A 23132-nucleotide genomic window follows, 5' to 3' on the forward strand; every position below is an offset into this window, starting at 1 on the left:
GACATCTCAGAACGAGAAAGTCGACGTAAGGATCGAATCCCCCGTGAGCAAGGTCCCCTCCATCACGCTCAACAACGGCACCGCGATGCCGCAGCTCGGCTTCGGCGTCTGGCAGGTTCCGGACGACGAGGCGGCCACCGCGGTCGGTCACGCCCTGGATGCCGGGTACCGCAGCATCGACACCGCGGCGATCTACGGCAACGAAGAGGGCACCGGCAAGGCCCTCGCCGCCTCCGGCATCGCCCGTGACGACCTCTTCATCACGACGAAGCTGTGGAACGGTGCCTCGGAAACGTGGACGCGTGACAGCGTCCTCCGCGAGTTCGACACCTCGCTGGCCAAGCTCGGCCTGGACCATGTGGATCTCTACCTGATCCACTGGCCCCGTGCCATGCGCGACGACTACCTGACGATCTGGCGCGCCTTCGAGGAAATCAACGAGAGCGGCCGCGCGAAGGCGATCGGCGTCTCGAACTTCCAGCCCGCGCATCTGACCCGGCTGCTGGACGAGACGTCCGTTGTCCCGGCGGTCAACCAGATCGAGCTGCACCCGCACTTCCAGCAGCCCGAGCTGCGCGCCATCCATGCGAAGCACGGCATAGCCACCGAGGCATGGTCCCCGCTCGGCCAGGGCAAGGGTCTGCTGACGGACCCGGTCCTCGCGCGGCTCGCCGAGAAGCATGGCAAGACTCCCGCGCAGATCGTCCTGCGCTGGCATCTTCAGCTCGGCAACGTGGTGATCCCGAAGTCGGTGACGCCGTCGCGTATCGCCGAGAACTTCGACGTGTTCGGTTTCCAGCTGGACGACGCCGACCTGTCGGCGATCGCGGCTCTCGACAAGGGGACGCGGCTGGGCCCGGACCCCGACACGTTCGACATCTGAGGCCGCCCGCCGGATCTGAGGCAGTCCTACGGCGCCGCCGCTCGGTTCAACCGGGCGGCGGCGCCGCCCTGTTCGACCCGGCGGAAAGGGCCCGAGCGTCCTGCCGGCAGCCACCCACCGGGCGTTCGAAGTCCGCATCACCATTCCCCTCCCCCATTCCACTCCGCACCCCGCCAACCGGCAATTCAATTCATTAACTTAATATTATCGTCCGCTCGTATTTGTATTACCTCTTTTGTTTGTCGCGTTTCTCGCTCGGGAATTCTGTGGATGCGGGCCATGCGACCCGCATACAGGGAGGGAAACACCAGATGAAGCAGTTCGTGAAAAAGGCACTCACGCTTTCCGCGGTCTTCGCCGCGGCTGCGGGCACCGCGATCCTGCCCACGGCCACCGCACAGGCCGCGCAACAGCAGCGTTGTCCTCGGGCCTACGCGGTCTGCACCTGGACCGAGCCGAGCGGCCGGGGCGAGCTGAGGGTCCTTTTCAATGAGGCCCGTCGTATCGACCCGGGTGCCCGGAGCGCGCAGAACCACACCAATGAAACCTGGTGCTTCTACGACGAATCGGACTTCCACGGTCGTCACCAGCGTGAAGTGCAGCGCGGTGAGCGCGTGTACGACTTCGGCTTCCGCGCCCACTCCGCCCGGCCGGGGCACTGCCGGGGGGACGACGGCCGGGACGACGGCGGCTGGGGGGACGGCGACTGGGGTGACGACGGCCGAGGCGATGGCGGCTGGGGCGATGACGGCCGAGGCCATGGCGGCTGGGGTGACGACGGCCGAGGCGACAACGGTTGGGGCGACGACGGCCGCTGAGAAACCGCGCCACTGAAAGGTCACCGCGTGCCGCCACCCGCGATGGCCTTTCCACCAGGCGTACCCGGTGATTTCCACCGGCCCGTGCCGGCCACGCCTGTCGTGGCCGGTACGGTCACGTGCAGGAACAGAAAAGTGCACGGCGCAGAAATTCGCCGGGGCGCAGTTCCATCGGTCGCGGCCGGTGGAATTCAGAGGAATGCGAATTCCGGCCGGTCCGGCCGACCCTGGCAGCCGCGCAAAACCCCGCGAAGGTTTCCCGGCAACTGCTGTCCGCACAGAAACCGGCCCGCCGGGACGGCCGGTCCCGCCCGGCCCGCGGACGCACGGGGTGTGCGGCTACAGGCGTGTGCACGGATGTGGGTGTGGTCCGAGGGGGAACGCGGGGCGTGAATTCGCCGTCTTCTCCCCCGACACAGACACAGGCGCCCGCCGGGGCCGCCCCGTGAGTTGGAGGTCGGGAGGCCGATGGCCGATCGCGCGACGAACCCTGCGCCCGCGCCGTATGCCGGGCGGCGCACACCCGTCGGCCCGCGGGCACGGTGTCCCGAGCCGGTCAGCCGGTACGGCCTGAGCGAGGGCGTGCGACCCCGGGTGGCCGCCTGATGGGCATGCGCGGTCGGATCGCGCCGGCGATCTCCCTCGTCGCGGCACTCGCCGTCGTCGTCTTCGGCTGCGCCGTGCACTCGACGTCCGGCGTCGTGCGTGCTCAGCAGGCCCACGCCCGTGACCAGCAGAACGGCCTGCTCACCTCGGCGCTCCAGACGTACCGGCGGGACGGCACCCTCGCCCACGGCGCGCGGCTGGACGATTCCGCGCTGCCCGAACCCCTGGCCGACGCCGCCCGGAAGGGGCGCACCGCCACCTACGTCAGCGGCGGGAGTGCCCCGCAGGTGTGGGCGGCGGCCCGGGTCGACGACAAGGTGCTGTCCCTGGCGGCGTCCTACTCGCCGCAGAGCGATCCCTTGCGGTCCGCCCTCGACCGGACCCTGGTGCCGGCGGGCGCGATGACGGCCGCGCTGCTGGCGGTGGCGGGCTGGTTCACGGCGTACGGTCTGTCCCGGCGGCTGCGGCTCGGTGCGGTCCCGGCACGCCGGACCGCGGCCGGCACACCGCCGGTGCGCCACTCGGCCACCCCGCTCACCACCCGTGCCGCGGCGGACCACGAGCTGACCGCCGGTATGGCCCACGAACTGCGCACCCCGGTGACGGGTCTGGTGGCGGCCGCCGAGCTGCTGCCGCATCCACGCGCGGTCGAGATGGTGCGTGACCGGGCGCAGGCGATGCGCTCACTGGTCGAGGCACTGCTGGAAATCTCCCGGCTCGACGCGGGCCAGGAACAGGCGCGGTGGGAGCCAGTGGACCTGGCGTCCCTGGTACAGGGCATCGTGAGCCGCGTCGCACGGGAGTCCGGCGCGGGTGAGGCGGCGGCCGCGTCCGTGTCGGTGGTCGGCGAGGGCCGGATCCTGGAGACGGACGCGGGCCGGGTGGCGCGGGTCCTGGAGATCCTGCTGCACAACGCGGCCCGGCACGGCGCATCGCCGATCGAGGTCACCCTGCGCGGCTCGTCGATCGCCGTACGGGATCACGGTCCGGGTTTTCCCCGGGAGTTGCTGGACCACGGGCCGCGCCGGTTCCGCACGGGCGCCCCCGACCGCGGCACCGGACACGGACTCGGCCTGACCATCGCGGTGGGACAGGCAGCGGTACTCGGCGCACGGTTGCGGTTCCACAACCCGCCGGACGGCGGCGCCGCGGCCGTGTTCGAGCTTCCTGAGACACGGGCGTGTTCCTGAGGTGACCCTCCCTCCGTGATCCGGGCGGTCGCGGCAGCGGCTGACCGCCGGGGCGCCGTCGCGCTGTCGAGCACGCCGCGTGGATCTCCGCAGCAAGGGAACGCGCCCTGTCGCCCTGACGGCAACGGAGGGAGCTGTCGTCGTTCAGTGAGTGGCAAGAGGGCGGAGCGCTGCGGGTGAGCGGACTTTCGCCGGGCCTGTTCGCAGACATCGCACCGGAGGTGAGGGGCGGCCGGCGGACGCGGGCCGCCGACGACCAGCAGCCGGCTGAGCGGGCGTTCGTGCGCACGCGTACCGTCGTACGCGCCCGAAGTCAGCCGCGATGAGTCCGGACGCCCGCGTCCGCGGCGCCCACGTCGACCAACGGGCGTGAGCCGCCTAGGCGTTGGGGATCACGGCCCTCGACGAGGACGGCCCGATGAGGCCGTACGGATCAGGAAGGCCGTACCGGTCAGGCAAGCCCCCGAGGACGACTTGGCCGGGGTCCGGATGCTGCGCCGCTGCCGTTGGCCGTCTGTTCCGGCCGGCGACCGGCGGCTTCCGTTGCCTCCCGCCGGGGGATCCGCCGCTCGGGTTTCCCGCGCACCGCCCACCGGACCGCCGTCGGTACCGCGAGGCCGGTGAGGGTGAAGAGCGCGCCGAGGACGTACCAGCCGGGTCGGCCCCAGGTGATGCACAGGGCGATGAGGAGGGCGGGTCCGAGGGCTTCGGCGAGGCCGGCGCCCATGCCGAAGACGCCGAGGTACTGACCGGTGGCGTGGTCGGGGGCGAGGGCGAAGGAGATCTCGAACCCGCCGGCGGCGTGCCAGAGTTCGCCGATGGTGTGGATGACGACGGCGGCCATGAGCAGGGCGCCGGCCGCCCAGGTGGGGGTTCCCGCGGAGAGGGAGATGAGGGCGCAGGAGGCCAGGAAGGCGACGCCGGCGCGGCGGTAGGCGTGGCCTCCGGTGGTGGGGGTGCCGATGTTGCGGCTGGCTCGTACCTGGAAGGCGATGACGATGGCCGTGTTGGTGAGCATGGTGGCGGAGATGAGCCAGCGTGGTGCGGTGGTGGAGGCCACGAGCCAGAGCGGGATGGCGACGGTGAGGACCTTGAACTGGATGGCCATGATGCCGTCCAGGGCGGTGAGCGCGAGGTAGGGGCGGTCCCGGAGGGCGATCCACCGGGGGCCGTCGTCGGCCGGCCGGGGACGGACCGGGGCGAGGAGCGAGAGGAGCGCGGCGGCGGCCGTGAAGGAGACGGCGTTGCCGGTGAACAGGAGCTGATAGGCGGTGCGGGTGTCGGTCTGGACGGCCCAGCCCGCGAGCACCGCACCCAGGGAGATGCCGGTGTTGCTGACGGACCGCAGGTACGCCCGGAACTCCTGGGGACGCCCACCGCCGTGCCGTTTGACGAGGGGACCACGGGCGGCCAGCCCGGCGGCCTGGGCGGAGACGGCCAGGGTGACCACGACGACGAACGGCCAGAAGCTGTTCACCAGGATGAACCCGGCGGTGGCCAGTGCGCGGACCACCAGAGTGGCCGCGTACACGCCGCGCGGGCCCCAGCGGTCGGCGAGGTGTCCGACGGCGATGCCGGCGCCGAGGGCGACGAGGCCGGCGACGCCGAGGCCGAATCCCACCTGAGCCGCCGGGAGATGAACCGCTTCGGTGAAGTAGAGCACTCCGGCCGTCAGGAAGATGCCACTGCCGATCGAGTTGGCGAACGTCGCGACGGTGAAGATGCGTTGGGGGCCGGCATCGGGAATCAGCCGTGGCATGGTGGGCTCCGTGTGGTGGGTTCCGGGCGCTCGGGGTGTGGGTGGCGGGTATCCAGACGCGCTGGGGGGCGACGGGGACTTCAACGGCGTTGCGGGCAGGCGGCATGCGGCAGTTGTCGTGGCGGAGCGGGCCGTCGGGCCGGCAGCGGACGGTGCTTCCGCCGTCCGTCGAAGCGCCGCATGCCCCGTACGGGGAAGGCGGCGGCGACTTCATCGCCCGCGGGGCGTGGGAAGTTGGTCCGGACGTCGGCGTGAGAGGGGCGTGGTGGCGAGGTGGTTTCGGCGGCCGCCAGGACCGGGTGCGGTGCCTCGTTCCACCTCCGCCACCTCCCGTACCTCGGTGTGGCGTCTCATGCAGGCCAGACTGATGTAATGGGCTTATGCACCTCAACCCTTACGGCGAGGATGCCGTGAACCTGGCCGCGGACCTCGCCAACCGGCGCCCGGCCGACGCCGGGGAGCTCGCGAACCGCTGCCGCGCCGCCGGACTGGTGCTGGAGCGTCCCGTCACGTCGCAGGACCTGGACCGCACCCGGGTCGCACTGGAGGCGTGGGAGAAGGTCGTCGACGCCACCACCGGGCGGGAACGCGCCGAGCTGGTCAACCGGATGCTGGTGGCGGCCGCCGCCCACCCCCGGCTGACCGACCACGCCGACAACGGCTGGCATCTGCACTACCGCGACGACCGGCAGCCGCTCGGCTCCCTGCTGTTCTCGCTGTTCTCCGTCGGTACCGCGCTGCACCTGGCAGGGCGGGGCATGCACCGGCTCGGGCGGTGCGCCGTGACCGAGTGCACCACGATCTTCGCCGACACCTCCCGCACCGGGCGCCGGCGCTACTGCACCCAGCGCTGTGCCAACCGCGACGCGGTACGCCGGCACCGCGCGCGAGCCGCGCCGTGAACAGCGCCGTGCACCGCGACCCGGCCGCGCGATGAGTCGCCCCGGACCGGTCGGTTCCGGGCCGACGCACGTGGTACCGCTCCGGGCGCGTCCGGCGGGGCCCGGTGCCGCGAGGCCGGACGGCCGGGCGCACGCTCCGATCATGGACGAACCCAGAGCGCTTCGGCGCCGCATTCGCGGGTGGTTGTCCGTCTTCATCGTCTGCCTCGTACTGAGCGGGCTGACGGCTTTTCCGCTGGTCACCGAAGTGCGGTGGCTGGAAGAGCTGTTGGGGTCCGCCGGCTCGCCCGTACCGGAGCAGATGCCGGGTCTGATGGAGTGGCTCGGCCGGACCCGCGAGGGCCTGGCGGCGACCGATGCGAAGCATCCGTTCGTGCTGTACGGGACCGACTGGCCGGCCTTCGCGCACCTGGTCATCGCGGTCGCGTTCTACGGCCCGTTCCGGGATCCGGTCCGCAATATCTGGGTCATCGAATTCGGCGTGATCGCGTGCGCCGGGATCATTCCGCTGGCCCTGACCTGTGGTCAGATCCGGGAAATCCCTTCTACTGGCAATTGGTCGATATGTCGTTCGGCGTGTTCGGCACGATCCCGCTGCTGATCGTCCGCCGCATGATCAAGCGGCAGGAGGCGTACGAACTCACGGCGTGAGCGGAGCCGGGCAACGGCAGCGGGATCATCTGTCGCGGCCGCCCGGCTTGTCCGTGGTCCTGACAACCCACCTGGGTGGGCCGCGCTCTCGCCGAGCGGTATGACGCGTTCTCCGGATTCCCGTTATCCGCATACTCCTCATTGCCCCCTTTCTTCTTCACCGGTCTCCCTCTCCGCCACAAACAACGAACAAGAAGCGGCCGGTGGTGAACGGCAAGGCAAACGGGAGGTAAATGGCGAGATGGGGAAACATTGAGGCCGGCGAGGTGTAGCCGAGAGATCGATTTGATTCAGGCATGACATTAACCGCCTAACCTCTCCGGGAGGCCCGCCCCCATGGGAGAAGGAGCCCGTGTCCGCACCAGGCGATGAGCTGATTCGTGTCCGCCATCAGGGACCGCGAGCGGGCCGGAGAGCATGCCTGACGGGGAGGGTCAGTGTCCGGTTTCAAGGCACCGCCGCAGGACGATTTCCATGCTTATGCCGGTCTCACGGCGAAACAGAGCGATCACCTGAGCAAGCTCTCCCAGTGGAGCAGCACCCAATGCGCCCATACCGACGGGCTGGACGGGCTGCTCCTGCTACTGCGTGAAGTCGTCCCGGAAACCTCGCACTTCTTCTCCGGGAAACTCGACCAGTGCGGGCGGGGCATGGGCGTGATCGAGGACAAGATCCACCGTACGAGCGCCGACTACGCCAAGGCCGATCACCAGGCCATGACGGATCTGCACGCCATCTATCCCGGCGCCTTGTCCCACTTTCCGGACATCGGGGCGATCCCCGGCAGTTCCCGTGCCGGGAACTTCACCGATGAGGACGTCACCCTCAAGGAGCCGGCCGACGCGGACGCGGACACGGAGAAGAACATCCACCACCAGTTGTTGCTGCTGGGGCGCAACAGTGAACTCCGGGGCGCGGACAAGGTGTTCATGTTCTGCACCGGGCAGAGTCTGGTCGAACTGCTGGTGAAGCCCATCGTCGGCAATTACGGCCGACTGCGCTATCTGCACGACGCGTACGACGCGCTGGGTGACGGCACCTACACCGTGGCCGGAACGCTGCGCAAGGGGTCCTGGGCGCTCGGGAGCGAATGGCAGGGAGACACCGCCACCGCCTTCGACTCCTATCTGTTCCGGTGGACGATGGGTATCGGCGGGGTCGGGGACGCTGCCAAGATGACGGCCAAGGCGTATCAGGTCGGCTACGACGCCATCGTCGTGCTGGTGCAGTCCGCACTGCGAGAGATCAACAACCTGATCAACAACGAGATCAAGCAACTCGCCGAGCAGGCAGGGGAAATGCTGGCAGGAGACGCGGCGATCGAAGCGGCCGGGCTCGGTCCGGAGGATCCGCTGGCGGATATCGGCGCGGGCATCTACTCCGCGTACAAGCTCTATAAAATCTACAAAATCGTACGGAGAATCGTCACCGTCATCACCGCCATCGAGAAAATCTATGAGGGGATCGTCAAGGCGGTGCAGACCATTGCCAGTGAGGCCGAAAAGGTGACCGCGGCCCTCGAATCTCCCATGCCGAGCGTGGGCAGCCTCATCAACGACGTCGAGCAGCGCGGCTTCACATTCGAGAAGGGCGGAGGCTGGCGCCCGACGCTCGGCGCCGCGCGTATCGGGATGCTCCCCTCCGCCTGACCACCGGCCCGACCACCCCTGCGACTCACCGCCCCCGATCCGCCGATCCCCGGTTCTTCGACGTCTTGGAGCGCGACATGTCCTCGTACCACTCGCCCCACCCCGACGGGCCCGACGTCCAGCCGGAGGATCCTGCTGCCGAAGAGCGCGCGGAGGCGGCCAACCGGCTCGGAGAGGAACTGGAGGGGAACAAGACCGCGCGCCAGGAGGAGTTGACGCACGAGATCTACGAACAGCTCAAGGCCGGCTCGGAGGTGGACGACATCAAGCACCTCATCGCCCGGCTCAGCAGAGCGGGCACCGAGGACGCCGCCGGCCGGCACCGGGGGCACCGCGCGACGGGCGGCAGGTCGTGATGCAGTCGCTCGACTCCTTCACCGTCACCGCCGAGTACGGCCGTTCCCATACGACCTTCCTCCTCCACCCGGAGGGGCAGCGGGAGCCGGCGGCGCGTATGCACAAGGACGGCGCGTACGAGACGCGGTACCCCTTCCGCGTCTATACCGGCGCCGGTCTCGATGAACTCGCCGGCTACGTCACCGAGTTCGCGGCCATGACGGCGGAGCGCGTCGAGGTGGGCACCGTACGCCACCGGGAACGTACGCTGCGCCCGGACGACTGGATGTTCACCCAGCACGACCTGGGCGTCCTGTGCGGGCTGCCGGAGGGCTCCGGCAGCAGGCTGCGCCACAGCTCCCCGCTGCGGATGGTGCTCGGTCACTCCTGGGGGGACGCGCTCTTCTCGTACCGCCTGCGCTTCCGGTCGGCCGAATCGGCGGGCTTCGCCTTCGCCCGCCTCGCCGGGGTCCGGGCGCGCTACACGGTCACGGTGCACGACCCCCGCGTCAGCCGCCTCCTCGTCCTCGCCTGTGTCACCCAGTTCAACACCTACGCCGCCACCGACCCGCGCAAGTCCGCGGTCGATCTCACGGCCAATCCGCTGCGGGGCTGAGCGGCCCTCGGGGACGCGGCGGACGGCTATGGCTGCGCGGTGAAAGCCACCCGGGTGGCCCGCGTCCCCGTACGGATGAGCAGCCCCCGGGAGAGGTCCTCGGCGGTGCGGGCCGCGTGCAGCCATACGGTGACGGCGGCGCCCAGCAGGAGCGGGTCCAGGCGGGGGCGGGGGCTGCCGAACGGCCGTGGGGCGTGGGCCTCCAGGAGGATGTCGCCGCGCCGCAGGAGGAGCAGGCAGCGGTCGTCGGCGAGGGCGGTGACGGCGACGTCGAGGCCGGAGTTGGGGTGCTGGATGTGGTGGCGCAGCCAGTCCTCGGGGGCGAGTTCGGCATCGATGACGGTGCGGGCCAGCACCGCCGCGGTGGCCCGCCAGATCTCGTGCGTCTCCTGGTCCGACACCGCGTAGAAGCCGCGGGCCTCTTCGTGGTGGTGGGCGATGACCGGCCACCGCCGGACCGCCACGGAGTCGTCGGGCAGTACCGTGCCCGTCACGTCGAAGGTGGTGGGCCCCAGGTGCCGCTCGGGGGACGGCTCGGGGACGGGGTCCGGCCCGGGGTGGTTCCGGGGCAGGGTGATGTTCCGGTGTCCGAGGAACGGATACATGACCTCCTGGTGCCGTCGGCCGGCTTCGCCCCGGGCGGCCAGCTGCCGGTCCACGGGGTCCTGGAAGTCCTCCGGAGTGTGTTTCTCGGCGGCGGTCAGGAGCTGTTCGAGCAGATCGCCGTCGGGGTCGAGGCGGGGGGCCGCGCGGCTGAAGGCGGCGGTGGGCGAGGCCGGATCCAGTTCGTCGAGGCCGGTGGCCGCGAGCAGCAGGACGCGGTGCAGCGCGGCGGAGTAGAAGGTGGTGCTGCCGTGGTCCCCCACGACCCAGTCGCTGGCGATCACGGCGGCGCGCCAGCCCTCCTCCGGCGGCAGGACGAGCAGCCCGGCGTCCATCGCCGGGGCCAGTCGCAGGTGGACGCGGTCCCGGCTGTGCCGTGCCCACACATTGGGGTGCAGGACGAGGGCGACCGCGAACTCGTCCGCCGGCAGCGCCGTGACCAGCTTCAACGGCAGGTCGGGACACCGGCCGAGCAGCGAGTGCGCACTCCAGGTGCTGTTGATGACGACCAGTCGGCGGCCGTGTCCGACGCCCAGCTTCGCCCGGTAGAGATCGCGCCGGGGCATACTCTGCTCGATCCGGTCCCAGCAGTAGTCACCGATGAGGCGGGCCACGGGGACGGCCTGGGGACAGGTCCGGGCCAGCCGCGCGATCTGGTCCTCGTGCGAGACACCGATCGCGGCGGGCAGCACCCGTCCCCACCGCGTCAGTTCGCGCCGGGACAGCCCCGCGGGCGCGGCCGCGTCACCGGTGGACTCGGTGACCAGGCGGTTGTATCCGGCGCCGTGCGGCATGACGACGAGCGGGGCGTCCAGCCGCCGCATGGAAGGGTGCACCGCACAGGCGACGGCCAGATCGAACGACCGCCGCCGGGCCTCCCGCCAGCTGAGCACGCTGGCGCCCAGCCCGGTGAAGTAGTCCTCCAGCCCGTCGGCGAAGACCGAACCGGGGTTGACGGTGAAGGACACGCTGATGCCGTCCTCCGGGCGCAGCAGCCGCATCACGTCCATCAGCCGGGTCGCCGAGGTGAGGGTGCGGGCGACCCCCAGGACCTGGGCGTCCTCTTCCACGGTGTTCCAGCGCGACCACTGGCGCCTCTTGTGGCGGCGGGGCAGCAGGGGCACAACCACTCTCCGGACGGCGGGAACGGGAAACGGCAACGAGGGGAATGAGGGGATGAGGAAGATGAGGAGGACGGGGAGGACGGGGAGGGCGGGGCAAGCGGATGTGGATGGCGGCGGGACCGGAGGGGAGCCGGGCCGGGGCCCAAGAGCGACGGGCCCCGGCCGCCTATGCCGGTAACGCCGGTTCGGCGATTCCCGCGTGCGCCCGCAGCTCGCGGACCTTCGCCCGGCTCGCGCGCTGCACCTGGGCGTTCTGGATACGGTCGCCCAGCTCCACCGCGAGCTCCAGGGCCTGGTCGAGCTTGACGACCTGGCCGAGCCGCTCGGCCAGCAACGCGGCGTCGGTGACGGCCTCCAGCGCGTCGTCGAGCAGCCCCAGCGTCTGGAGGCACCGGGCCCGGACGATGCCGATGCGCGGCCGCATCGCGTCGTCGTTGTCGGCTTCCGCCCTCATCAGCGCCCCGGTCAGCAGGTCCAGGGCCTGCTGCGGACGGCCTGCGGCGAGGATCGCCTGGCCGAGGTTGTAGCTCTGCACGACGATGCCGTGCGCGTCGCCCTCGTTGGCGCGCAGTGCGCGTTCGAAGAGCCGGATGGCGTCGTCGGGGCGGCTGCGGGCGAGGCAGAGCAGGCCCTGGGTCTCCCAGACGATGCCGGGCAGCCGCGCGTCCCCGACCGATCCCAGCAGTTCCCCGGCCCGGTCCAGCTCGGCGTCGGCGCGCTCGTACTCGCCCAGTTCGTAGTGGGCGCGGGCCAGTTGGTTGCGCATTCTGACCTCGGCGTCGATCCGGCCCTCCCAGCGCGCCGCCTCGATGCCGAGCCGGTGGGATTCGATCCAGTCGGCGTAGTGCTTACGGCTGTGGTAGAGCGCCCAGAGGGATTCGCACAGGCGCCATACGGCGTCGTGCCGGCCCTCGTCGGCGGCGGCGCGCAGCACCGCCAGGAGGTTGGCACGTTCGGCGTCGAGCCACTCCAGCGCCTCGGCGCGGGTGGTGAACAGCGTCTGCGCCTCGGGGGCCGTGCCGTCCCCGGCGGCTTCCTGGAGGCGGAAGCGCCGGCCGAAGACGAGCCGGTCGGCGCGGGCGGCCGTGGCGAGATAGAAATCGGTCACCCGGTGCCGCAGGGCGCGGACTTCCTCCGCCGGCTCGCCGCGGGTACGGGCACGGGCATGCGCGGCCACCACGTCGTGCAGCCGGAACCGGTCGGGCGCGCCGGAGCCGACGGCCATATGCGCGGTGAGCAGATCGCGCAGCGCGTCGTCGAACCGCTCCGCGCCGGCCGCCCGCGCAAGGGCGGCGGTGAAGGTGGTACCGGGGAAGCAGCCCAGGATCCGGTAGAGGGTCCGGGTGTGTTCGGCGAAGGTCTCGGCGACCGCGTCGAAGACCGCCGCCACCGGTGCGCGGCCGTCGCCGGACGGGAACCGCCCGCCGGCCAGATCGCGGACCACGGCTTGCAGGCTCAGGTGCGGCCGCTCGATGAGCCATTCGCCGGCCGCCCGCAGCGCCAGCGGCAGTCCGCCGCACACCTCGACCAGCCGGGCCGCCGCCCCCTCGTCCGCGCCCTGGTCCGCCCCGGCATCCCGCCAGCGCCGTACCAGCTGTACGCCCGCGTCGCGATCGAGTGGTTCGACCGCGACCGGCACCGCGCCGTCCACCACCAGGGAGGCGAGCCGGGTGCGGCTGAGGACGACGGTCAGGCCGTGGCTGGGCAGCAGCGGGCGCACTTCCGAGGCGTGCTGCGCGTTGTCGATGACGACGAGGAGTCTGCGGCCGGCCGTCGCCGAACGGAACACGGCCGACCGGTCGGCGAGTCCCGCGGGGATGAAGCTCTCGTGGACGCCCAGGGCCCGCAGGAAGGTCCCGATGACGCCACCGACGTCGATGCCGCCGTCCCGGCGCACCTCGGCGAGGTCCGCGTAGAGCTGTCCGTCCGGGAAACGCTCGGCCAGTTCGCGCCAGACCCACTGGGCGACGAGTTCGGTCTTGCCGACGCCGCCCAGGCCGGTGATCACGATCGTGGCGGGCGGGCTGTCCTGCCGGTGGGCACCGGCCGCCGCGGACAGCTCGGCGAACTCCGCCGTACGGTTCACGAAACCCACTCTGGGCGCGGGAACCTGACGCGGCGTCAGTGGTGTGGGGGTGCCGAACGTGATGGAGTCGATCCGTCCGGCCTGGAACACCGGACCGTTCACCACGGCGTCGCCCGATACGACGTTGCGGACGGTCTCACCGGCGCCATCAGTCCTACCGCTGTCCACCCGGTCTCCCTCCGTCCCGCACTCCGGAACGGCGTGTCCCGGCCTGCCCTGAGCGCGTGGGTCCGGGGGAACCCTGCGTCCTTGCGTCCACGCGTCCCCGCATCCGTCCGTGTGCCCCGCGCCCCTGCGCCCGTCCGTGTGCCGCCCTGGCGTCCGTGCGGCCCGCCCAGCGTATTGCCTGCGCGACGGTACCGGGCCAGGGCCTTGCGGATCCGGTGCGATCCGGCCTGCCCACGCGGCGGTTCCGGCGGCGGCGCCGGCCTGCGGACGGGCGGAGCCCTCGGCGGCCGGCTCCCGGCGGGCGGGGCTCCTGGAACGGGCCCACGGGCCGGGCCGTCCCCACGTGACGACGCCTTCCGGCCTTCCGGCTTTCCGGCCTTCCTGGGATGTCCGCGCGGTCGGTACGACAGCCCCGCTTCCCGCCGGATCCGTCGGTCGCCGTAGGGTCTGGATCTGTGGGTACTCCGGGATGGGTGCCGCCGACCGAGACGGAACGGCGGCTGTGCGAGGCGACGGCGCGTGGTGACTGGAACGGGCAGCTCGCGGCGCTCGCCGGCGAGGATCTGTACTTGGCGGTGCCGCAGCAGGGGCAGGACCCGCTGCCCGTCTACGACGACCCCGCGACGGGCGGTAGGTGCCTCCCCGTACTGACGCGCGGCATGCTGCCGCCGTGGCAGCCGCAGCAGTTCTTCGACCGGGTCTCGGTCGAGGATCTGGCGCAGGACTGGCCGAACGACAAATGGCGGCTCGCGGTCAATCCGGGTACGCCGTGCGCGACATACCTGGCGGCCTCCGCCGCGCACCGCGCCACCTGGCTCCAGTTCCGCGCCCAGGTCGGCGTGCGGCCCGGCGGTCTGCTGACCACACATCTCGGCGGTCCGCTGCACGGTCCGCTGGCGCAGGGGCTCGCGTGCGGTGCGCCGATCGCCGTACAGCACAGCGTGCCGTGGAATGAACTGGGCACCACCTTCCTGGACCACGCCACGGACACGCAGACGCTGCGCGAACAGTGGTCGGTGGCCGATCCCGCCTCCTGGCAACAGCGCTTCGACCAGCTGCTCGGCGGACAGTTCGTACCGGCCGAGGCGGAGGCGGCGCTGCGCGCCCGTGCCCGTCTCCGGGACGGCGGCGAGCGCGTTGACGGTGGCGAGCACGCCGAGGACGGCGAGCGCGGCGGCGCCGAGGGGTCGGACGGCGATGCGGCGGCGCACGGGGTTCCCGAGGTGGTGGGCCGGTACGAGGAGCGGTTCCGGGCGGACGGGCTGCTGCCGGCGGACGGCCGGGTGGTCTCCCTCGTCGCGCTGGACCTCGCGCACGCGGTGAACCTCGTCCGCTGGGGCCTCGGCGCCCGGCTGTGCGCGCCGCACCAGGCCGAGCAGGCCGTACAGCGGGCCGGCGCGCGGGCCCGGGAGGTGTACGGCTCGTGGGCGGAGTTCGCCGCGGGCTATGCGCTGGGCCGCATGCTGGCCTTCGACAACGGCTGGTTCGGCCCGCAGTACGCCGAGGCGGTGAACATCCACCGCGTCCTCACCCAGGACCCGGGCTCACCGTGGCGGGGGCTGGCATTCGCCTGACGCCGGGGCGGGCGGCCGTCCGGGGCCGGTGTCGGTGCCCGGTGTCGCGGCGACGGTGGTACGTGCGGCCCGTATGTGCCGTACGCGCCGTATGTGCCGTACTTGGCTTCGGTCCCTCGGCTTCCTCCGGCCTGGGCCGGTTGGATCGCTATGGGTCGGTTGAGCCACTATGGGGCAGCTGAGCACTGTGTCAGTTGTGCTGGTCTAGCGGCCTGAGCTGGTTGAGCTGGTGGACGGGCCTCGGCCGCGAGCGCGGCTGTCGTGGCCGGGACTGCCGTGACACGGGGTCGGCCGTGATACGGGGGATGACCGTGGTGCCGGGGGACGATGCGGCCACCATGGCCTCGGACGGGCGGTACCACCTCGGGCAGGCGGCACGGTCGAAGATGCTGGATCTATCTCATCGACCGGACCGTTCAGAGAGAGCGGTCCGGTCCGGGAGAGCGGGCCGGTCGAGGAGAGCGGGCCGGCCGGAGGGCCGGGCCGGTCCGGGAGAGCGGGCCGGCCGGCGGAACCGTATCGGCGGAGAGGACGGGCAGAGCATGGGCGGGAGCGGCGGGATCGCGTTCGACGGGCCGGCGCGCCCAGGGGTGGTGGTAACGGCCGGGCCGTCCGCGCCCGGCCGGGACCGTCCGCGCGACGCACTGCGGCCACGGCTCCGGATGCGGCAGCGGCTGCGCCTGCCGCTCGGGTCGCGGACCACGGCGGCGGGAGACCGCCATGGGTGCTGACGCCACGGGGCGCGCCTCCCCCGGGCCGGACCCCGGGCCGCGCCCCGAGTCCGCCGCCGAGCCGTCGCGCACCGCCCTGCCGACGTGGGCCCAGTGCCGCACCGCGCTGCGCCGTACGCCGGTGTCCGTCTGGCACGACGATGTGACGGACTGGGCGGCGAGCCTGACGTACTACTCGGTGCTGGCGCTGTTGCCGGCGCTGATCGTCACGGTGTCCTTGATCGGTCTCGCCGATCCCTCGGCCACCGCGGTCCTCATCAATCACCTCAGTTCGATCGCCCCCACCGGTTCGGGCGCGACCGTGCGCCGCGCGCTGATCGGGATGTCCCAGCAGCGCACCGCCGCCTGGCTGGTGGTGGGTGGCGCCCTGGTCAGCGCGTTGTGGTCCTCGTGCAGCTATCTGGCGGTGTTCCGCCGGGCGCTGCACGCCATGCACCGTATGCAGGACGACCGTCCGCCGTGGCACAAGGCGCCGCGCATCCTCGCCACGGCGCTGCTGCTCATGGCGCTGCTGATCAGCAGTGCGGTGGCGCTGCTGGCGAGCGGGCCGATCGCGCGCGCCGTCCTGCGTGCGCTGGAGCTGGGTGCGAGCGGTGACACGTCCTGGGACCTGCTGAAGTGGCCGCTGTTGGTGCTGCTCGCCAGTGTCCTGGTGATGGTGTTGTTCCGGTCCGGGCCGCCGATTTCGCGCGGGGTGCGGGCCGCGGCGCCCGGTGGGCTGGTCTCGGTGCTGATGTGGCTGGTGTGCTCGGCGGGCTTCGCGCTCTATGTGTCGTACGTGGGTACCTTCAACCGGCTCTACGGCTCGCTGGCGGGCCCCGTGGTCTTTCTGATCTGGCTGTGGTTCTCCCATCTGTCGCTGTTGTGCGGCGCTCAGTTCAATGTGGAGCTGATACGCGCGGGCCGGGTCGTGCGGCCGCGGCGGCGGTCGTCCCGCCGCTCCTGACCGCGCCGCGCCACGGGCGGCACCAGCCGGCAGGACCGGGCCCCACCCCTGCCCTGCCGGCCGCCCCACCGACGCCCGCCGCCGCGGGCGTCGGCTAGGTTCGGGCCCATGACGACTGCTGCGGCGTGCCCGCCGGAGGCCATGGGCGTGGGGAGGCTGTTGCGCGAGTGGCGTGACCGGCGCCGGATCAGCCAGCTGGAGCTGGCGCTGCGCGCGGACTCCTCCGCCCGGCACATCAGCTTCATCGAGACCGGCCGCTCCCGGCCGAGCCAGGAGATGGTGCTGCGGCTCGCCGAGCATCTCGACGTGCCCGTACGGGAACGCAACGCCCTGCTCATCTCGGCGGGCTACGCCCCGGTCTTCCCGGAGACGCCGATGGACGACCCGTCGATGGACGCCCTGCGCGCGGGGATGGCGCGGCTGCTGACCGGCTACGAGCCGTTCCCCGCGCTGGTGGTGGACGGTACGTACCACGTGCAGGCGGCGAACCGCGGTATCGCGATGCTGCTGGCGGGCGTCGACGAGGAGCTGCTGCGGCCGCCGCTGAACGCCATGCGGATCACCCTGCATCCGGCGGGCCTGGCGCCACGGATCCGCAACCTCCCGGAGTGGCGCGGCCATCTCCTCGCCCAGATGGAACGGCAGTTGGCGCTGCTGCGGTCCGCGCCGCTGCGCGCGCTCTACGACGAGGTGAGCGGCTATCCGCTGCCCGGGGGCGGACGGGAGCAGGCGGCCGGCGGCGAGCATCCGCGGTTCGCACTGCCCTTGCGGATCGAGCACGAGGGCGCCGTGCTCTCCTTCATCTCGACCATGACCACCTTCAACACACCGATGGACGTGACCGTCTCCGAACTGGCGGTGGAGACCTTTCTGCCCGCCGACGCGGAGACGGCTGCCCGGCTGCGGAAGCTGGTGCCGTAGCGGGTGCGCCCTGGGGCGGCCGCGGTCTCACGCCCCCGACGGCACCCGGTCCAGGAAGCCGAGTACGGAGCGGATCCGGCCGTCGGCGGCGAGCCGCACCACGTCGAAGCCGGCGACCGGCGCCGACCCGTCGGCCCCGCTGACCAGCTCCCAGCCGAACCGGGCGATGTCGTGATGTCCGTCCACGTCCCCCAACTGCCGGAACACAAAGCCCGGGAACTGCTGGTGGACCCCGGCGATCGCCGCCGTGAGCCCCTCGTGACCGGCGACATCGGCCAGCGGGTCGGTGTAGCTGCCGTCCTCGGTGAACGCCGCGGCCACCGCGGTGGTGAGCGCCGCCGGGTCGACGGCGTTCCACGCCTCGAAGTACCGCGCGGCGGCGGCCTGGTAGTCGAGGGCCCCGGCGTCGGCGGTCCGGGGGGCGTTGGTCTGCTGCGCGGTGCGGGTCATGGCGGGCTCCTCGTGAATTCCGTGGGAGGGGAGGGACGAGATGGGTGGGCCGGGTTCACGGGCCGGAGTGCGCCGGCCCGTGACCCGGTACCCGTACTCTGCCGGGCCGCCGCACGGCGGTCGATTACTCCGGAGGTAAGGGCGAACTCGGCCCGGCCACCGTGTCGCCACGCGGGAGAGGGGCCCGTCCTGGCCGTGTCGCGGCGTATGTTTTCGCGGGGGGGGCGTGCTTACCACCCCTGAGGAACACCGGCAGGCCCCACCTTGTGTCCGGGGGCGCACCGGCTGTCGGGGGCCCGGTCCGCTCAGCAGACTTGAGCGCATGACGACCAGTCTCCAGCCCCCTTCCCCGACCCGCGCTCCCGAGGCGCCCGCCGGCAGCGACTTCGCGCGGCTGTCCCGCCGGGTCACGGCCGCCGGACTGCTGAAGCGGCGGCCCGGCTACTACGCCGCGCGGCTCTCGCTCGTGACCGCCGCCTTCGCCGGGGGCTGGGTGGCGTTCGTCCTCCTCGGCGACAGCTGGTGGCAGCTGGGCACCGCCGTCCTCCTGGCCTTCGTCTTCGGTCAGATCGCGCTGGTCACCCATGACCTGGCGCATATGCAGGTGTTCCGCAAGCGCCGTCCCAGCGGGATCGGCGGCCGGCTGTTCGGCAACCTCGGGGTGGGGATGTCCTACGGCTGGTGGATGAACAAGCACACCCGCCACCACGCCAACCCCAACCACGAGGAGCTGGATCCGGACGTCTCGCCCGACATCCTGGTCTGGTCCCAGGACCAGGCGCGGGCCGCCACGGGAATACCCCGTTTCCTGGGCCGCCACCAGGCGCGGCTGTTCTTCCCGCTGCTCACCCTGGAGGGGTTCAACCTCCATGTGTCGAGCATCCGGGCGCTGCGCTCACCCACCATGAAGCGCAAGGGCACCGAGGCCGCCCTCCTGCTGGCGCACATCGTCTGCTATCTGGGCGCGCTGTTTCTCGTCCTGTCGCCCGGCAAGGCACTGGCCTTCCTCTTCGTCCACCAGGCCGTGTTCGGCGTCTACCTGGGCTGCACCTTCGCGCCCAACCACAAGGGCATGCCGACCCTGACCGGCGACGACCGCCCGGACTTCCTGCGCCGTCAGGTGCTGACCTCGCGCAACGTCCGCGGCGGTCCGGTCACCGATCTGATGCTCGGCGGCCTCAATTACCAGATCGAGCACCATCTCTTCCCCAGCATGCCGACCCCGCATCTGCGCCGGGCCCAGGTGATCGTGCGCGACTACTGTGCCGAGATCGGCGTCCCGTACCACGAGACCGGGCTGTTCGCCTCGTACGCGGAGGCGCTGCGCCACCTCCACCGGGTCGGCGAACCCCTGCGGGCCCGTCCGGTGGAGGCCGGCCGGGGGGACTAGCGGGGGCCGTCCGGGGCGCTCTGGTCCGGGGCCCCGGCCCGCAGGCGTCCGGTGCGCCGCGCCGCCATCCACGCGTAGACGAGGATGCCGGCGAAGAGGAACAGCACGCCCTGGTAGATGGCCGCGTAGCCGGCACCGGCGACGAGCCAGAAGGTGAAGCCGAAGGCGACCAGGGCGAGCGTCAGATCGCGGGCGAAGCGGGCCGGGCGGACCTTGTCGCGCTGTCCGGTCAGCAGGAAGTAGATCTGGGCGCCGGCCGCGAGCAGGTAGGGGACGGTCGCCGAGAAGGTCGTGATGAGCACCAGGATCTCGAAGACGCCGCCGGCCCCGGTCAGGTAGTTGATCACCGTCAGGGCGCTGGCCAGCACCACGGCGGCCAGCACACCGAACGTCGGCACCCCGCGCCGCTTGGTGAGGAAGAGGGCCGGGAAGAGGCCGTCCTTGGCGGCGGCGTACGGCGACTGGGCGCTCATCAGCGTCCAGCCGTTGAGTGCGCCGACGATGGAGATCACCGCCGCGGCGGCGATGGCGGTGCCGCCCCAGTGGCCGCCGAACATGGCGTTGACCGCGTCCGAGAACGGCGCCTTGGAGTTCACCAGCTTGTCGTGCGCGACGGTGCCGAAGACGGCGACGGTGCCCAGGAGGTAGACGACGGCGGCGCCGATGGTGCCGAGGACGGTGGCCCGGCCGACGTTCCGTTCCGGGTCGCGGACCTCGCCGGCGCTCATCGCCGCGGACTCCACGCCGACATAGCTGTAGAGGAGGATCGCCGCCGCCGCGGACATCCCGCCGATCGCGCTGCCGCCGCCGGTGTGGAACGGGCCGAGGTTGTCCGGGTCGAAGAAGAAGAGGCCGACGACCGCGATGAAGAGGAGGGGGACGAACTTCAGGACGGTGGAGACCAGCTGGACCGCACCGACGTAGCGGGTGCCCGCGAAGTTGGCGAGGGCGGGCAGCCACAGGGCGCCCAGCGCCACCATGAGATCGACGCCCCGGGACTGGTGTCCGGGGAAGAGGACGTGTACGTAGCCGACGGCGGCGACCGCGAGCGCCGCGTTGCTGACCCAGGTCATGGTCCAGTACGACCAGGCGGACAGGAATCCGGCGAAGTCGCCGAACGCCTCGCGCGCGTAGACGTAGGGGCCGCCGGTGTCCGGGTGGCGCCGGGCGAGCTTGCCGAAGACCAGGGCGAGGGCGAGGGCGCCGATGGTCAGTACGCCGAACGCGACCAGGCTGACGGTGCCGAAGGGGGCCACCGAGGCCGGCAGCAGGAAGATGCCGCCGCCGATGATGTTGCCCATCACCAGGCAGGTGGCGGTGCCCAGACCGAAGCGGCGGGTGTGCCGGTCGTGCATGGCGTGGTGGGCCTCTCGTCGTGCGCTGAACGCCCGGGATTGCCGGACGACTGCATATCGTCGGCGACCGGTGCCCTTGCACCAAAATCAACGAGTTTTGTCCTGTGGGGTACGCCTCTGCGACGGAAAAGCTCCTGGTTCGACCTCTTCGTACCGCATTTCGTTCACCTCGGCTTCGAGGGGCTGCTGCGGCCCGTCCGCCTCCCGCAGCCAGCGCCGCAGCACCCGGTGCACCTGCTCGGCGCCGGTCAGCGGCTCGCCGTCCGGGACCGGCGGCGTCAGCTCCGCGGGCCACAGCAGGAATGCCTCGCGCTGCGCACCGCCCAGCCCGCCGTGCGAGCCGATCTGCTCCTCGAAGGCGTGCACCGCACCGGTCCGCGGGTCGTAGGCGGAGTTGACCATGAGGTCGGCGACGTGCGGGAAGCGGTCGGTGCGGCGCACCGCGTCGGCCGCGCCGTCGCCGAACCCCGCGAGCGGGTCGGTGCCGACGATCCGGCCGGTGTCGAGGTGGTGCTCGGCGCCGGCCGGGCCGAGCACGACGGCGCCGTGTGCTGCGGAGCGGACGAGCAGGAAGCCGATACCGGGGTGATTGGCGAGGGTGCTGAGCAGTGCGGGGTGCCTGCGGTCCAGTTCCTCGCGGGTGATCCGGCCGGGCACATCGGGAAAGGAGACCAGGCCCAGATTGCCGGAGGCCAGCACGATCGGGTGCGCCGCCGCCGCGGGCGGCCCCGCCGGGTCCGGGGAGCCGTCCCCCGCCGCCCCCTCCCGGCGGTGCAGCGCGGCGCGGGCCGCCTCCCTGGCCTCGGCCCCGCTCGGCGTCCGCCCGGCCCGCCGCGGCACCGGCAGCCCGCACCCGGCCCGTACGAGATCGCCCAGGCTCAGCCCGTAGTGCTCCAGGAAGGTCGCGCCGGGGCTCTGGCCGTGGTCGGAGAGGAGCACGATGCGGTACGGGCGCGGGGCGTGGCGGCCGGCCCGCTCGATCAGCGCGAGGGACCGGTCGAGGCGGCGCAGCACCTGGTGGGTGTCGCGGTGGCGCGGCCCGGAGTGGTGGGCCACTTCGTCGTACGCGACCAGGTCGGCGTAGACGGCGGTCCGGCCGGCGAGCATGTCGCCGATGACGGCCGCGACCACCACATCGCGTTCGACGACGGTCGCGAAGGCCCGGATGACGGGATAGAGCCCGCCCCGTTTGACCCGTGGCAGCTCGCGCCGGAAGCGGGTGCGCAGCGCCTGGACGATCTCGCGGACGACCTCGGCGACGAAGGAGACGGCCGTGCGGGTCGCGTTGGCCGGGTCGGAGAAGTACGCGAAGTAGCCGGCCCGGGAGCGGTTGTACCTGCCGCGGCGGGCCGCCACCGACATGACCAGGGCGACCTGCTCGGCGCCGCCGCTGAAGAGGTTGCCGCGGCTGGCGCCGTCGTGGGCGAGCAGTCCGCGGTCACCGGTGCGCTCGACGGCGCGGCGCTGGAGTTCGGCGGCGCTGGTGGGCCGGTTGCTGACGACGAGTGCGCCGGTCTCCTTCTCGTACCAGCGGAAGGCGGGCAGATCCTCGTTGCTGCCGTGCAGGATGCCGAGCTGGCTGGCGCCGGTCTGGCTGGACCAGTCCGTGCGCCAGGGGGTGAGGCGGTGGCTGCCGCCCCGCCAGCGGGCGACGGTCGGCATCAGCGGGTGGTCACCCTCGGTCGCCTCCCGCAGCAGGTCGTGGCCGACCCCGTCGAGCTGGAGGAAGAGCGTGCCGGGGGTGTCCGGGCCGCGGGCGGCACGCCGGGCGCGACGGCCCGCCAGCCGCACCAGCCGGCGGTGGTACGCCTCGTCGTCGCGCACCGCGAGGAAGGCGGAGGTGGCCGAGGAGGTCGCGGACATCGCGGCCGCGACGATCACCGCGGTCTCCGGGGCGGCCTGGCCGGCGTCGGGCGTCAGGTCGAGGGCGAGCAGCAGCAGGGAACCGTTGAGGAAGAAGACCAGCAGGCCGAGGACGAACGCGGGCACCAGCAGCAGGGCGCGCACGAGCAGCGGCCACACCAGGGCGCTGAGCAGGCCGAACGCCCCGGCTCCCAGGGCGGCGGTGACGGCCGCGTCCGTGCTGCCGGTGCCGCCCGCGGCTTGCAGCCGGAAGTCGGGCAGCAGGGCGGCGAGCACGAGCAGGGTGCACGAGGACACCAGCCAGACCGCGAGCACCCGCAGCAGGGCACCGCCCCGTGTTCGCCACCGCGTCCGCACGCCGTCCCGCCTCACGCTCCGGCCCGCACCGGCAGCGGGCATCGCCGTCCAGCGTGTCATAGACCGCCTGGTCAGCCACTTGTGCACCCGGATATCCGAAATGCCCGGTACATCGTGTGGGCGTCAGGGCGCCGGATCCGCGGGGCCCCGGCAC

General features: G+C 72.0%; 17 protein-coding genes and 1 pseudogene. 12 read left to right on the top strand and 6 right to left on the bottom strand.

The features are described 5' to 3' along the window. Positions 1–43: 43 nt before the first annotated feature. The 3 genes from ACLJWH_RS14170 (at position 44) to ACLJWH_RS14180 (ending at position 3497) form a co-directional block, all read left to right on the top strand. A complete protein-coding gene (locus ACLJWH_RS14170) occupies positions 44–883 on the top strand; it encodes an aldo/keto reductase (RefSeq protein ID WP_411142014.1) in 840 nt (279 codons plus the stop codon). Between the two features lie 311 nt (positions 884–1194). Then, positions 1195–1701 carry a peptidase inhibitor family I36 protein gene (locus ACLJWH_RS14175; RefSeq protein ID WP_411142015.1) on the top strand — a complete coding sequence of 169 codons (507 nt, stop codon included), beginning with the start codon at positions 1195–1197 and terminating at the stop codon, positions 1699–1701. Positions 1702–2306: 605 nt separating this feature from the next. Then, positions 2307–3497 (top strand): sensor histidine kinase, encoded by a 1191-nt coding sequence (locus ACLJWH_RS14180; protein ID WP_411142016.1) that lies wholly within the window; start codon positions 2307–2309, stop codon positions 3495–3497. A gap of 451 nt (positions 3498–3948) precedes the next feature. Here ACLJWH_RS14180 and ACLJWH_RS14185 read toward each other — a convergent pair whose 3' ends face one another. Beyond that, the gene (locus tag ACLJWH_RS14185) at positions 3949–5256 is read right to left on the bottom strand and encodes an MFS transporter (protein ID WP_411142017.1); all 1308 of its coding nucleotides are present in this window, start codon (positions 5254–5256) and stop codon (positions 3949–3951) included. 380 nt (positions 5257–5636) lie between these two features. Here ACLJWH_RS14185 and ACLJWH_RS14190 point away from each other — a divergent pair, with 380 nt between their 5' ends. The 5 genes and pseudogenes from ACLJWH_RS14190 to ACLJWH_RS14210 all read left to right on the top strand — a co-directional run bounded on the left by ACLJWH_RS14190 (position 5637) and on the right by ACLJWH_RS14210 (position 9410). Then, entirely contained in the window at positions 5637–6158 is a 522-nt protein-coding gene (locus ACLJWH_RS14190) for a CGNR zinc finger domain-containing protein (protein WP_411142018.1), read from the top strand. Between the two features lie 142 nt (positions 6159–6300). Continuing rightward, positions 6301–6809, top strand: a pseudogene (locus ACLJWH_RS14195) (hypothetical protein). A 437-nt stretch (positions 6810–7246) separates the two neighbouring features. After that, positions 7247–8458, top strand: a complete 1212-nt coding sequence (locus ACLJWH_RS14200; protein ID WP_411142019.1) for a hypothetical protein — start codon at positions 7247–7249, stop codon at positions 8456–8458. Positions 8459–8535: 77 nt separating this feature from the next. Next, the gene (locus ACLJWH_RS14205) at positions 8536–8814 is read left to right on the top strand and encodes a hypothetical protein (protein WP_411142020.1); all 279 of its coding nucleotides are present in this window, start codon (positions 8536–8538) and stop codon (positions 8812–8814) included. Next, positions 8814–9410, top strand: coding sequence for a hypothetical protein (locus ACLJWH_RS14210; protein ID WP_411142021.1), 597 nt, complete (start codon positions 8814–8816; stop codon positions 9408–9410). The genes ACLJWH_RS14205 and ACLJWH_RS14210 overlap by 1 nt, the downstream gene beginning before the upstream one ends. Before the next feature lie 26 nt (positions 9411–9436). Here the strand turns inward: ACLJWH_RS14210 and ACLJWH_RS14215 are convergent, their stop codons facing one another. Continuing rightward, positions 9437–11137 carry a hypothetical protein gene (locus ACLJWH_RS14215; RefSeq protein WP_411142022.1) on the bottom strand — a complete coding sequence of 567 codons (1701 nt, stop codon included), beginning with the start codon at positions 11135–11137 and terminating at the stop codon, positions 9437–9439. Between the two features lie 166 nt (positions 11138–11303). After that, entirely contained in the window at positions 11304–13391 is a 2088-nt protein-coding gene (locus ACLJWH_RS14220; RefSeq protein WP_411142023.1) for a hypothetical protein, read from the bottom strand. 473 nt (positions 13392–13864) lie between these two features. On the opposite strand from ACLJWH_RS14220, the gene ACLJWH_RS14225 reads away from it, so the two are divergent. The 3 genes from ACLJWH_RS14225 (at position 13865) to ACLJWH_RS14235 (ending at position 17563) form a co-directional block, all read left to right on the top strand. Continuing rightward, complete coding sequence (locus tag ACLJWH_RS14225) at positions 13865–14965, top strand: DUF1266 domain-containing protein (protein WP_411142024.1); 1101 nt, start codon at positions 13865–13867, stop codon at positions 14963–14965. Positions 14966–15685: 720 nt separating this feature from the next. Further along, the gene (locus tag ACLJWH_RS14230) at positions 15686–16642 is read left to right on the top strand and encodes a YihY/virulence factor BrkB family protein (protein WP_411142025.1); all 957 of its coding nucleotides are present in this window, start codon (positions 15686–15688) and stop codon (positions 16640–16642) included. Between the two features lie 108 nt (positions 16643–16750). Next, the gene (locus tag ACLJWH_RS14235) at positions 16751–17563 is read left to right on the top strand and encodes a helix-turn-helix domain-containing protein (protein ID WP_411142026.1); all 813 of its coding nucleotides are present in this window, start codon (positions 16751–16753) and stop codon (positions 17561–17563) included. Between the two features lie 27 nt (positions 17564–17590). Here the strand turns inward: ACLJWH_RS14235 and ACLJWH_RS14240 are convergent, their stop codons facing one another. Beyond that, the gene (locus ACLJWH_RS14240; RefSeq protein WP_411142028.1) at positions 17591–18013 is read right to left on the bottom strand and encodes a nuclear transport factor 2 family protein; all 423 of its coding nucleotides are present in this window, start codon (positions 18011–18013) and stop codon (positions 17591–17593) included. 322 nt (positions 18014–18335) lie between these two features. Between ACLJWH_RS14240 and ACLJWH_RS14245 the strand changes: the two genes are divergently transcribed. After that, a complete protein-coding gene (locus tag ACLJWH_RS14245) occupies positions 18336–19403 on the top strand; it encodes a fatty acid desaturase family protein (protein WP_411142029.1) in 1068 nt (355 codons plus the stop codon). On the opposite strand, the gene ACLJWH_RS14250 is transcribed toward ACLJWH_RS14245, so the two are convergent. Both ACLJWH_RS14250 and ACLJWH_RS14255 read right to left on the bottom strand, forming a co-directional pair. Beyond that, on the bottom strand, positions 19400–20758 hold the full coding sequence (locus ACLJWH_RS14250) for an amino acid permease (RefSeq protein WP_411142030.1): 1359 nt from the start codon (positions 20756–20758) through the stop codon (positions 19400–19402). The two genes, ACLJWH_RS14245 and ACLJWH_RS14250, sit on opposite strands and share 4 nt — an antisense overlap. A gap of 87 nt (positions 20759–20845) precedes the next feature. After that, positions 20846–23020, bottom strand: coding sequence for a phage holin family protein (locus ACLJWH_RS14255; RefSeq protein ID WP_411142214.1), 2175 nt, complete (start codon positions 23018–23020; stop codon positions 20846–20848). Positions 23021–23132: the final 112 nt, after the last annotated feature.

This window comes from Streptomyces sp. x-80, from assembly GCF_046549095.1.
Classification (GTDB): Bacteria; Actinomycetota; Actinomycetes; order Streptomycetales; family Streptomycetaceae; genus Streptomyces; species Streptomyces celluloflavus.